General features: G+C 23.0%; 15 protein-coding genes. 2 read left to right on the forward strand and 13 right to left on the reverse strand.

Annotation, left to right across the window (positions count from 1 at the left end):
• The first annotated feature begins 188 nt into the window (after positions 1–188).
• Positions 189–1811 (forward strand): ABC transporter ATP-binding protein/permease, encoded by a 1623-nt coding sequence (locus AACK96_RS05730; protein ID WP_338973784.1) that lies wholly within the window; start codon positions 189–191, stop codon positions 1809–1811.
• Positions 1812–1864: 53 nt separating this feature from the next.
• Here the strand turns inward: AACK96_RS05730 and AACK96_RS05735 are convergent, their stop codons facing one another.
• Positions 1865–2914: a DUF3137 domain-containing protein gene (locus AACK96_RS05735; RefSeq protein ID WP_338973786.1), complete on the reverse strand. Its 1050-nt coding sequence runs from the start codon at positions 2912–2914 to the stop codon at positions 1865–1867.
• A 132-nt stretch (positions 2915–3046) separates the two neighbouring features.
• On the opposite strand from AACK96_RS05735, the gene AACK96_RS05740 reads away from it, so the two are divergent.
• Positions 3047–3325 (forward strand): SemiSWEET family sugar transporter, encoded by a 279-nt coding sequence (locus AACK96_RS05740; RefSeq protein ID WP_286641432.1) that lies wholly within the window; start codon positions 3047–3049, stop codon positions 3323–3325.
• A 6-nt stretch (positions 3326–3331) separates the two neighbouring features.
• On the opposite strand, the gene AACK96_RS05745 is transcribed toward AACK96_RS05740, so the two are convergent.
• The 12 genes from AACK96_RS05745 to AACK96_RS05800 form a co-directional block, all read right to left on the reverse strand.
• Positions 3332–4111 carry an alpha/beta hydrolase-fold protein gene (locus tag AACK96_RS05745; protein WP_338973788.1) on the reverse strand — a complete coding sequence of 260 codons (780 nt, stop codon included), beginning with the start codon at positions 4109–4111 and terminating at the stop codon, positions 3332–3334.
• A 16-nt stretch (positions 4112–4127) separates the two neighbouring features.
• On the reverse strand, positions 4128–4871 hold the full coding sequence (locus tag AACK96_RS05750) for a hypothetical protein (protein ID WP_338973790.1): 744 nt from the start codon (positions 4869–4871) through the stop codon (positions 4128–4130).
• Between the two features lie 206 nt (positions 4872–5077).
• Positions 5078–6148 carry a hypothetical protein gene (locus tag AACK96_RS05755; RefSeq protein WP_338973792.1) on the reverse strand — a complete coding sequence of 357 codons (1071 nt, stop codon included), beginning with the start codon at positions 6146–6148 and terminating at the stop codon, positions 5078–5080.
• Positions 6149–6302: 154 nt separating this feature from the next.
• Positions 6303–7463: a hypothetical protein gene (locus tag AACK96_RS05760; RefSeq protein ID WP_338973794.1), complete on the reverse strand. Its 1161-nt coding sequence runs from the start codon at positions 7461–7463 to the stop codon at positions 6303–6305.
• Between the two features lie 247 nt (positions 7464–7710).
• The gene (nusB, locus tag AACK96_RS05765) at positions 7711–8115 is read right to left on the reverse strand and encodes a transcription antitermination factor NusB (RefSeq protein WP_338973796.1); all 405 of its coding nucleotides are present in this window, start codon (positions 8113–8115) and stop codon (positions 7711–7713) included.
• Positions 8081–8449, reverse strand: coding sequence for a hypothetical protein (locus AACK96_RS05770; protein WP_338973798.1), 369 nt, complete (start codon positions 8447–8449; stop codon positions 8081–8083). The genes nusB and AACK96_RS05770 overlap by 35 nt, the downstream gene beginning before the upstream one ends.
• A gap of 14 nt (positions 8450–8463) precedes the next feature.
• The gene (efp, locus tag AACK96_RS05775) at positions 8464–9027 is read right to left on the reverse strand and encodes an elongation factor P (protein ID WP_338973800.1); all 564 of its coding nucleotides are present in this window, start codon (positions 9025–9027) and stop codon (positions 8464–8466) included.
• Between the two features lie 2 nt (positions 9028–9029).
• Entirely contained in the window at positions 9030–10106 is a 1077-nt protein-coding gene (locus AACK96_RS05780) for a M24 family metallopeptidase (RefSeq protein WP_338973802.1), read from the reverse strand.
• A gap of 83 nt (positions 10107–10189) precedes the next feature.
• Complete coding sequence (gene rpmG, locus AACK96_RS05785; RefSeq protein WP_174481164.1) at positions 10190–10339, reverse strand: 50S ribosomal protein L33; 150 nt, start codon at positions 10337–10339, stop codon at positions 10190–10192.
• A 173-nt stretch (positions 10340–10512) separates the two neighbouring features.
• On the reverse strand, positions 10513–10893 hold the full coding sequence (locus tag AACK96_RS05790) for a hypothetical protein (RefSeq protein WP_338973804.1): 381 nt from the start codon (positions 10891–10893) through the stop codon (positions 10513–10515).
• Positions 10894–11383: 490 nt separating this feature from the next.
• Positions 11384–12211, reverse strand: coding sequence for a formate/nitrite transporter family protein (locus AACK96_RS05795; RefSeq protein ID WP_338973805.1), 828 nt, complete (start codon positions 12209–12211; stop codon positions 11384–11386).
• Between the two features lie 20 nt (positions 12212–12231).
• Positions 12232–13182: an L-lactate dehydrogenase gene (locus AACK96_RS05800; protein ID WP_338973806.1), complete on the reverse strand. Its 951-nt coding sequence runs from the start codon at positions 13180–13182 to the stop codon at positions 12232–12234.

Consider the following 13182-nt stretch of genomic DNA (forward strand, 5'->3'; position numbering starts at 1 on the left):
TTTTTATAAAAAAGATAACTTTTAAAAACATATTTAAAAAATATTAACAATATTACTTAACTAAAAATAAAAAATGATTTACTCATATTTTAATTGTTAACAGCAGCAAGATGATATATAATGATTTATTAGAACCAAATTTAGATAGTGAAAATAGTAGTTTAAATTGAAAGGAGAGCAAATAAAAAATGTTAGAAAAAGAAACCAAAACAAATTTAACAGAAACAACACATGAAAAAAGAATTAAAAATAGTGACTTTCTAATTAATGCTACTGACATTGTTAAAGTATACGGTGATAAAACGGTTTTAAATAAATTAAATATTCAAATTAAAGCTGGTGAGCGAATTGGAATCATTGGTGCAAATGGTAGTGGTAAGTCAACACTGACAGAAATTATTGCTGGTATTAGACATGCAACTTCAGGAGTTATTGAAAAAAAAGAAGGTATTGTTATTGGTTTCCAATTTCAAGAATCAAAATATCCACCAGGGATTACTGTTATGGATATGCTTACTTATTATTTAGAAACATTTAATATCGAAATCAATGTTGGTCAATTAAATGAATTATTAAATACCTATCAATTATCAGCTGCTAAAAATAAAAATATTATGTTTCTATCTGGTGGTCAACAACAACGACTTAATATATTATTAAGCGTTATTCATAAACCTGACTTGGTTATTTTAGATGAAGTATCAACTGGTTTAGATATTGAAGTTAAGGAAGAAATATTTGATTTTTTACAAAAAAATATTGTTGAAAAAAATGTAGCAATGATTTTAGTTACTCATAACATGAGTGAAATTGAACATTTCTGTACACGTATCATTTATATGCACGATGGTGACATTATTGAAAAACGGACTGTTAAAGAGGTTGTTAAAGAATATGGTTCAGTTCATAACTATACATCTCAACAATTTCAAAAATATAAAAAAACTACTATTGCTGCAGAAAAAGAAGCATTATCTAAGAAAAAAGGTCAGCAAGATCCAAACAAAATTGTAAATGCCGCAAAAACACGCCCTTCTAAACAAATACCGTTATTGAATTTAATGTTTAAATATTATCTAAAAGGCTTCTTTGTCCCATTTTTTCTAATTGTTTATCCAATTCTAATCTTGGGAATTCAAGGAGAATCAATACGGCATACTGGTGCTGATGTTGCTGGCACCATTACTGCCGTTAAACAAATGATTGCTGGTATTGCGATTGTTAATATTATTTCAGTTGGAATATTTATTATTCCTCAAACAATTATTGAATTTAAATTATCTGTATTACTAAAAAGAATTGGTGCAACTAATATTCATCCCTTATTTTTTGTTACTGCTGTAATTATCATCGGTGTATTTGCTTCAATAATTTCTTTCTTATGAACATTATTATGAGGTGGCATTTACTTTGGTGGTACGTATGGCTGAAGTGTTATTGCTCTTCCTACTCAAATTGTTGCTTCGATTCCATGAATTATTATTATTTTTATTACTACTATTGGTTTGGGAATAATGTTAGCATCATTATTTAAAACTATTACTTCATTTATTGCTGTTGCTAACGTATTATATTTACCTGTTGCTTACTTAAGTGGCTCAATTATGCCTATTGATTGAATTACAAGTAGTAAAGTATTAAATATTATTAGTTATTTCTCACCATTTAAATACTCTACTTTACCTTACTTTGAATGTTGAAATGGAACATTTAAAATGACATGAGAAATGTATTTATATGGAGGTATTAGTTTAATAATACTAGCAATTTTTATGGGAATTGCTGCTCGCAAATTAAAATGACAAGATTAATAATCTAAATTTAAAAGTGATTGGGAATCCCAATCACTTTTAATATTTTTTAATTATTTAAATAATAATCCCTTACTTAAATCTAAACTTACTACTCATTGATAAGAGTTTATTATAATATCTAATGTAAAATTTAACATTTCAACAATATTTTCTAATAATTTTTCTTCACTATTAGCAATAACTAAATTTAATAAATTAGCAGTAGAACTATTATCAGAACCAATATTCATATAAGGAAACATTAGAGTGACTTGATTTTTATTAACATAAATACGTAGTATTTTTTCTTGTGCATTTGCTAAATCAACCATTTTGCTCATTACTTTCGGCACTAATAACTTTCTTAACTTAATTGGATCACTATAATCAAGAGCAAATAACTTTTCAAATGCTGCTGATTCAAGTTGATCACCACGATTTGAACCCATAATTCTTGAACCTAATGTTTCAGGAACAATCGTTGTTATTACATCTTGTATATCAATTAAACACGTAAAATAAAGATATCGATTATATGTAGTACTAGTAGTTGTAGTTTTTCCTGTCTTGTAAGTTCTAGTAATCTTTTCTAACATTGTTCCACAATTAAAATTTTTATCATTAATACTACCAATAATAACTTTTTCAGTTCAAACACGATGATTAAAATCACTACCAATAACTAAGAATTTTTGTGGTACAATGGTAAAATTCTTAGTAACATTAGTAATTTCAACTACTTTAAAAGTAGAATTAACTGCCATTTTTAAATAATTAATATTATATTCTAAAAATTCTCGTTTTATTTTTTTGGAAAAAGTTTGTCCAACTGTTACTAACAATGTTCCAACTAAAATAAAAATAATACCAATAATAACTATTACTAAATAAAATGTGCTAGACACTTTTTCAGGTAATAAACTACTCAGAAAAATTATCCCTAACATAATAATAAAAAAACCTAATGCCAAAATAATATAAGCAATAATTTTATATACATTGCTTATAAACATTCGCTTAAAGGAAGTATTTAAAATCTTGTTATAAATTGAATGTATATTTTCTTTAATAATTTTTAATTCATTCTCATTAAACTTTATAATACTATTATTTCTGCTCATTTTTCCTCCCATATATTAATTTATTAAAATAATTATACTTAAAATTATTATTTTTACTATCAACTTAACCATTAATATCTTATAATAAAATTTAGAATACTAAAATATAGTAAGAATTTAGGAGAGAAAGATATGGAACTTACAATTAATATTTTATCTTGAATTGGAGCAATTTTAACTAGTATTGTTTTAATTCCCCAAAGTTTTAAAATAATTCGCACCAGAGATACAAAATCATTATCATTATATATGTATATTATTTTTGTACTATCAGCAATAACATGAATTATTTTTGCAATATTGTCTAATCAACCTGCTATTATTACAACTAATACTATTGTATTATTTTTTGCAAGTATTATTTTAATTCTAAAAATTAATAATATTTTTAGAAAAAAAGAAAAACCATAGTTTCAATTAGCTAATAAGAATTAAAGGATTTTCATTAATATATTTAATTCATCATTTAAAACCATGAGCACCATTTTCATCAATTACTAGATTAGTAGTAATTTTTCTATTAGTTAATATTTTTTTTAATTCAATAGTATTACTTTCATAATTTGTTACTAATTTGCCTTCAAAAAACTTTGGTTCTTTTTTTCCTACCCATAGTTCAACTATTAAAGGTTGATTATTATTTAAAACTTTAGTTTTTAAATCTTCAATAATTTGTGAATTAAATCAAATTGCTGGCGAAAATAATAATAATTTTGTAAATTGTAATTTTGATAAATATAACATTTGTAAACAAAAATATGCCCCCAAAGAACAACCAATGGCATTTAAATTTTTAATTTTTAAATTAAACTTTTTAATAACAAATGGTATAACCTCATTAATAATAAATTCTAAGTAATTTTTACCATTACCACCAAGAAAATCAATGTTACTTTTTTTTAATTCAGGAAAATATTTTGTCATTAATATTTTTACATCATCATTGGTATAAGTTGCTAAATCATTAAAACGAGTCATATTATTGGTACTACCAATACCAATAAAAATACAATTACTATTATTTTTAAATAAAATATTACTATTACTATTAAGTAACATATCTTTACCATCAAAAACTAAATAAACTTCATAAGCAATATTTTGATCATAAATAGAAGGTAAAGCAATAATAATATCTTTATTAATATTTAAAAATTTACTTTTAATATTATCAACTTTTACATCATAATTATTCATATTTTTTCTCCTTAATTTATTGATAATTTCCTAACAAAGAATAATTCATTATTCTAATATAAAAATTAAAATTAGTTTGTTCTAAGCGCATAGCGCATTTAACCAATTCATCTAAAATTATCAACTTATTAGTAAATAAAGTTTCATATGAAAAAAAAGCTTTTAAATTTAAATCAGTACTATCTTTTGTCAGCAATGTTTTTCTAGTTTCTAAATCCAACAAATAAAATAACATTAATAAACTTCCAAACTCAAAATTATTTTTTATGTTTGTTTCATTCTTAGTTAAATTAATAAAAATATTACCACTAATATTTACCAATCTTTTAATTATTAGCAAACTTTCTTTTTTAAAATTAGAATTATTTATCAAAAAATCAGGTAATACTACTTTTGAAGTATCATCAAACCAAACTTTTATCTGATCTTTACATCCAAGTAATAATAAAAGTTCCTTGGCATTTTGATAATCATCTAACTGTTTTTCTTGACGCTTAAAAGTAGGAATTAAAGCAGAAATAGTTAATATAAAATTTGCAACTAATCTTAAATATTCTTTATAAGAAATTTTATTGAAATATAAATAAACACTTATTATTTTCATAAACATTAAATTTTGATTACTATTAAATATTAAGTTATAAGTATTACGATAATCTTTTGCTTTTAAATGACCTAATTTTTTTTTAATTTCGCGCTTAAAAAAATAATTACTTTTTAAAAGCAAAAGATGGTTAAATAATCGATATTCGGGAATCATTTTTTACTTCCAATCTAATTATATATTTTTAAATTTAATCTTAAAATAATTATAACATTGAAATAAATAAGTACATAATGTTACTTATTTATTATATTTAATTGCCAATAATATCATTGATAATTAATTATATTTAATATATAAATTTAAAAAGTTATTTTAAATAATAACTTTTTAAATCCATTCTTAACTAAAATCTTTTTTTCTTATAAAGAATTTATTGATCTCAAAGAAGAACTTAATTTTTCTTCTGTTTTATCTTCATTTGGCAAACTAAAACAAGATTGATTTTTTTCAATATCTGTTTCAAAACCAAGTTCACTATATTGACTATTAACTCTTGAAATTAATTCTTTTTTACTAGAAAAAGGATTCTTTTCATCAAATTGCTTTGATATTTCATTTTCTGAAATTAAATTTAATTTATTAAAAATTTCTTCATTTTTTTCATTTGTAATTTTATTAATCAAACTGACTTGTAAATTAATAATATTTTCAAAAATATTTAATTTTAAAACTTTAAGTGGTTTAATATTTTTTTCATTTTCATTTATTTCTTCTCTTAAATTTCTTGTTTTCAATTTTATTTTTTTAATTTCTTTATTAACTTTTTTGTTTCTAACATATTTAAAAATACCAAAACTAATAGTATTTACAAAAGTTATTTGTCAATTTTTTTCTGCTTTTTTTTCTCTTAAATCTTGAATATCACATTCAAGTAAATCAATTTTATCTAATATTTCTTTATTTTTTTCTTCAAAATCAAATATTTTTTGTTCTAAATCCTTAATTTGAGTTGCTGACAAACTAATACTATCAAATAATTCTGTATCACCATCTTCTTCAAAAGGATTTTTCTTAGATGGATATATAGAATGTTCTAATTCTTCAAAGTTTTTATTTTTTAAAATAGAATCTAATTGTTCAAATATTTCTTTATATCTCTTAACTTCATTTTCATATAACTGACCTTGTAAATCAATAATTTCTTTTAAAATATTTAATTTTGAATTTTTAAATGGTTGTGCATTTTTTTCATTTTCATCAATTTCTTCTATTAAAGTTTTTATATTTAATTCTGTTTTTTTAATTTGTTTATTAATATTTGAAAATAGTTGTATTTTTTTTGATTTTTTTAATTTTTTTAAACGTTTAATTTTATTTTCTAAAGATTCAATTTGCTCAACTATTTCTTCACTTTTTTTCTCAATAAAAAATATTTCTTTATCCAATTCTTCTTTTGCTTTTTTTAATATATTAATTTTTTCGATTAACATTTTTTTCTCCTTTAAAAATTAAAAAAACCCATTTACTTATAAATAAAGCAATAGGTTAAAAACTATATTTAGTTTATAAACTAAATTATACTTACTTTTTTATTTTTAATTATTATTTTTATTTTTTTCACTAATATGTTTTAAAAAAAGTATTTTAACTAGTTAAAATACTTTTTTGTAAAATAGGAGGTACTGTAGAAAAACTTTTCGCGAAATTATTTATTAAATTTTGACTAAAACAACAACTTCCAAATATTTTAGCATCTTCTTCTTCCACTGATTTAGAAAGTACTTCAATATCACTATCATCATCTTCATTAAAACCACTATCTTTACTTGAAGATGTTATTGTAATTTCTTCTTCTGGTATATCTGATAATTGTCTTTCAAAATTGATAGTGCTTGACTTTGAATATATTTTTACATTATCATTTTCTTGTTCTAACTCAGAAAGTACTTCAATATCACTATCATCATCTTCATTAAAACCACTATCTTTACTTAAAAATATATCATCTTCTTGCTCGGATTCAGAAAGTACTTCAATATCACTATCATCATCATTAAAATTTAATTTATTAACAGTAACATCTACTTCTATTTCTTCACTAAAGATACTTTTTTTATTTAAAGATATTTTTAAAATATCATCTTTTTTCTCAGATTCAGAAAGTACTTCAATATGACTATCATCATCACTATTATATCCAGAAGAATTTTGTTCTAATGAAGAATCATTATTAATAGGATCTACTATTTTTGCTATTTGATTTTTTAAATTATCTAACTGTTGAAAAAATTCTTTATTAATTTTAATTAATCGATTGTTAACAAAAAATAAGTTTTTTAAAAGAATATTAGTTTTTTTAATAATTTTTAATTTTTGAATTTTTAACAATTTAATAATATTTTTATTATTATTTATCGTTTGTTTCAAACATTCTCTCTTAATTTTTATTTCTTTAATTTGCTTATCAATATTTTTGTTTTTATAATATTTAAAAATACCAAAAGTAAATACATTTAAAAAAGTTAGTTTTCAATTTTTTTGGTTTTTTTGTTTTTCTAGAACTTTAATATTTTTTTCTAATACTTTAATTTCTCCTATTAATTTTATATTTTTATCTTCTTCATCAAATATTTGTCCAGTTAATTCATTGATTTCTTCATCTAATGTAAAAAATTCCTCCTCTTCGATTAATGAAATATTTAATTTTAATTCTGTATTTTTTTTATCAATATAAGATATTTTTTCATCTAATTTATTAATTTCTTTATCTAATAGTAAAAAAGATTCTTCTTTAGTTAATGGCATATATACTTCTCCTTTTTAAAAACAAAAGAACCCATTTGCTTTAAAAAAACAATGGGTAAAAACTTATATTAAGTTTATTAAAGTATATTATACTTTATTTTTTTATTTTTTAACTATTAATTTTTAAAAAATAGTTACATTGAACAAAAATATTACATTATAACATAAAAAATATCTTTAAAATAAGATAATATATTTATATTAGAAATATAGTTATTAACTAAATTCAATCATATACTAGTTATAATTACTTATTTATTTTATCTAAAACACCATTAATGTATTTATAAGCATCATTTGGACAATAAGCTTTAGTTATAATAATAGCTTCATTAATAATAATTTTTTTATCTGTTTTAGTATGGACAATTTCATACACTGCTAAAATTAAAATTGCTTGTTCAATTGGTTTTAAATTTTCAAAATCTCATCCTTGTTTTAAATTTTTATTAATTAAATCTATTAAATCATATTCATAATCAATTATTTTATTTAATATCTCACATTGTTCAGTAATTAAATTCTTACCTTCTTCTTCAAAAAGAAATTGTTTAAATGCTTGTTGTGATTGGCCTTCAAGGAAATATTGATATAATACTTCCATCATGCCAATTCTTTTATGATGCTGGGTTATCTTCTTTTGTTCTTGCATTGTTGATTTCTACTTCCTTAGCTTTAGCAATAAATATTATATGAATATTTAATAAAAATAAATTTAAAGCTGATTCAGTACGTCTTAAAATTAAATTATTAATTTTATTTTTTAAATTTACTAAATCTTCATTTGGATTAACAATTAATTTTATTCGCACAACAATATTATTATTAATAGCAGTAATATCATTTGTTTCTAACATTAGAACTTCAACATCTTCTAATGTTAATTGATAGTTATCATTAATTAATAACATATAAATAAATTTTTTAATAACTAACGAAGATAATTTTAATGTTCCAACTTTACTTTCTTCAATAAGTATTTCCATAATATTCACCTTTCTTAAGCGCGAGTTTTGTATTTCCCTTCATCTGTACTTACTACAATTTTATCACCATTATTAATAAACATTGGTACTTGTAATTGTAAACCAGTTTCTAAAATAGCTGTTTTTGTCGTATTAGAAACACTATTTCCCTTGACTCCTGGTGGAGCATCAACAACCGCTAATACTACCGAAGGAGGTAAATCAATACCTAATATTTCTAAATTTTTATAAACCCTTAATGATACTTCATTACCAGGAACTAAAAATTTTTTTTCTCATGATAAGCGTGATTGATCAATCCTAATTTCATTATAATCTTCATTATCCATAAAAACTGAATACATACCATCATCATAACTATAAATTGCTGGTCGTTTATCAATAATAGCTGGATAAACTGTATCACCACCGGTAAAAGTAATACTAATAATAGCTTGTGTCCTTAAATTTTTTGCTTTTATCTTCACATGCGCTTGTCCACGTCCACTTTTAGAATGTGCTGATTCAATAACTATTAAAATATCAGTTTTATTATGTAAAAAAGTAATTCCTGGTTTAAAATCATTAACGTTAATCATTTTTATTTTTTCTCCTTTCAAATGTCAATTTCACGAGATGATTTTGTTAAAATTTGATAACCATCTTTGGTAACTAAAATATCATCTTCAATTCTAACACCACCTAAATTAGGAATATAAATACCTGGTTCAACAGTAATAACCATTCCTGGAACTAAAATAGTAGATTCATTTTTAATAACTCAAGGCGATTCATGAATTTCAATACCAAGTCCATGACCAGTACCATGAGTAAAATATTGTTCATAACCCTTTTCTTTAATATATTCTCTACAAATCTTATCAATTTCACCAATAGCTATACCTGGTTTTACAGCCTTAATTCCTGCCATTTGTGCTGATTTAACTATTTCATGAATTTCAATTAATTTTGGATTAACTTTACCAATCGCAAAAGTTCTAGTCATATCTGAACAAAAACCTTCATATACACAACCAAAGTCACAAGTAATTAACTCATTATTGCCAATTTTTTTATTACTAGCTTTACCATGAGGCATTGCTCCTCTTTCTCCAGAAGCAACAATAGTATCAAATGATGCTTTTGTTGCACCATTTTTAACAAATGAACGTAATATTATATCTTCAACATCTTTTTCACTAACACCAGGTCGGATAAAGCTTAAAACTTCATTAAAAGCCAAATCACCAATAGCACAAGCTTTTGCAATTCGTGCAATTTCGATTTCATCTTTAATCATTCTTAATGAACTAACATAAATTGGAACAAATTCAATATCTTTAATTTCTTGCTTTCAACTTTCTAATTGAGCAATAGTAATATATTCTGCTTCAAAACCAATTTTTTTAATTTTTTGTGATTTTAATAAATCTTTCAACGAAGAAAAAATATTACTAAATTGAATGCATTTAACATTTTTGGCATTTTCTTTTCCCTCAGTAATATATCTTCCATCTAATAATAAATTTGCATCATTTTTGCTAATCAATAAATAACCTAACGTTGAAATAAAATCACTATATCAAAAGCGATTTTCGGGAGAGTAAAATAACATAGCATCTATTTTATTTTTGGTTAATATTGTTTCAATAATTTCTTTTTTATTTAAATTTTTCATTTTAAATTCAATCCTTTTAATAAATCATTAATTAATAACTAAGTATATTGTACTGCAAATTAAAGAAAAGAAATAAGTAAAACTTATTTCTTTTCTTTATGTAGTGTATGTTGATTACAACGAGAACAATGTTTTTTTGTTTCTAATTTTTCAGGCTTAGTTTTTTTATTACGATCAGCAATATAATTTTCTTCTTTGCAAACTTCACATCTTAAAGTTAATCCATCACGCATTGTGCGCCTCCTTAATAATAATTGAGTTATATACAATACAATATTATTGCATAATTAAATAGTTAGTTCAATTAAATAAAGGAATTATTTTTAAACTTCCTTATATGAAAAAATGTTACTAATATTAAAAATACAAAATATCAGTAACTAGGTAATTATTTAAATAATATTATTTAAAACACTTGATATCAATATAAGTCATCAGTTTTATACTGTGTAAAAATACTAACTGTTTTATTATATCTATTAATTTCGCCATTCATTCCATCAGGAATACTTTTAGTATCAACTTCTAAATTCTCAATTTTGTTTATATTTGCATCAATATTAAGAACATAATTTGTATTATTTAATGTTTTAACGAAAAAATTAGTTGAAGATTTACCCTTATTTTCTTGATTATTTAATAATTTTATTTCACTTATTTCATTAGTTAAATTTATTGTTTTTAATACAACTACTTCATTTTCAGAATTAAGATTTCTCTCAATTATTCTAACTGTCATTTTTTGTTGTCGATCAAATAAAAGTAATAATTGACTATTAATATTCAATAAATCATAATCATCAGAAATTTCAAAATTATATTTTCCTTTAATAACTTGACCTGATGAATCAATAATTTGAATATTTTTACTATCTTCTTTTAAAATATATGTTTTACTATTTAATCTAATAATATCAATTCCATAAAGATCTAATTCAGAATATGTATTACTTACATAATCATAAATTAATACTTGATTATTATCATCTTTAATTACTCAAACTTCTCTATTAGTTTTAAAAAAATATTTTGCTGTTCACGATAATTTATTAATAGTAAAATCGGAATTACTTACTAAAAGACTATAGTCTCCATTATCTGACTTAATAATAACTTCATCATCACGAATATAGTTAATTTCTTTTATTGTATGAAATAAAGAAACAAATTTTAAAATATACTTATCAAATAACTTCTATTTACAATTAATTTATTTTCATAAAATTAATAAATCCATTACTTAAAACTAAAGTAATGGATTAATTTTTATAATATATTTATAATGTTATTTTTGGTAATTCTTTTCTAAAGATTAAATAATACATACCAGGTAATAAAATACCACCACCAATAAAATTACCAAATAAGGTTGGAAGTTGTACTTGATAACCAAATTGTAAAAAGTCATTAAATCCACTATGAATTCCATAAATATTAAATAAAGGCCCTAATCCTCAAACATAAGAATTTGCTACAACGTGAGAAAAACCAGATAAGGCAAAAACCATAATTACTAATCCTATTAATAAAAATTTAGCAGTAGATGAACGAGTGGCATGAGAAATATAAACACTTCCTGCTACTAAAAAATTACATAATATACCACTAAAAAAGGCTTTTCATCAAGACATTACTAATTTATGATTAAAAATACTAACAGCATTATCCAAAAAAGCTTGATTATCAAAAAAGCCTGCTCATCATGTAAATAATGAAAGAATAAAACAACCTATAAAATTACCAATTAATACTACTAATAAGTTAATTAACATTCTTGTTAACTTAACTTGTTTTTTTATTAATGGCATAAATATCATGGAATTAGAAGTAAAAAGTTCACCACCCATAAAGACAATCATAGTAATTGCTAAAGTAAAAATAAAACCAAATGTTAAATTTTTAATACCATTATCACTTAATCCTCTACTACCAAAAATAGCCGCAATATAAGCAATAGCAACAAAAAGTCCAGCCGCAATACCCATTAAAAAAGTTTTTAATAACGGACTTTCTGCTTTCTTTAATGCATACTTATAAACAGCAATATAAGTTTCAATACTTGTTAATGTTTCTTCATTATTGATATTTTCTACACTTGTATTCACGAATAAACTACTCCTATCTTTTATTTAATAGCAGCAAAAGCTGTTTCTAAAGTTTCTTTAATAATTGCACAAGATTTATCAAATGCCGTTTGCTCTTCTTTCGTTAATGGTAACTGAACTACTCTTTTTCAACCTTTTTCGTAAAGTATTGTTGGTACACCAATATAAAAACCTTGCTGTCCATATTCTCCCTGTAAATAAGCACCTGCTACTAAAACGTGATTTTGTCCTTCAAGGATATTTCTTACTAATAATGCCAATGCTGCACCAATACCATAAAAAGTTGCACGCTTTAATTTAATAATTTTATAAGCTCTTTGTGCTACTTCTTTTCTTAATTCTTCTAAATCTTTTTCTTTAATTCTACCTTCAGTAATTTGTTGATAAATAGTTTTATTACCTACCGAAACCGAACTTCAAGGAATCATTGAAGAATCACCATGTTCACCAATTACATAAGCAGCAACTGACTTTGGATTAACTGCAATTTTTTCTCCAATTAAATATTGTAAACGTAAGGTATCTAAAATTGTACCAGAACCTAATACTTGATGATAATCAAATTGTGTAATTTTTTGATAAACAGTTGTCATAATATCAACAGGATTAGATGCAATAATAGTAACACCTTTAAATACTGATTTTTTAATTTCTAAAGCAATGCTCTTCATAATTTTGGCATTATCTGCTACCATATTTAATCTTGTTTCACCATCTTTTTGTGGTCTTCCGGCAGTAATAACAATAATATCAGCATCTTTACAATCGCTGTAATTTCCCGCCTTAATTGAAATAAAAGGATGATCTAAAGCTGCTTGACAATCAGCAAAATCAATCGCATTACCTTCAGCTATACCTTCAAAAGCATCAATTAATACATATTCTTGGGCTAAACCTTGATTAATGGCACTGTAAATAAAACTACTACCAACAGCTCCACATCCAACAAGGACAATTTTTCGTTTTGCCAT

This window comes from Spiroplasma endosymbiont of Tricholauxania praeusta, assembly GCF_964019535.1.
GTDB classification, from domain to species: domain Bacteria; phylum Bacillota_I; class Bacilli_A; order Mycoplasmatales; family VBWQ01; genus Spiroplasma_E; species Spiroplasma_E ixodetis_A.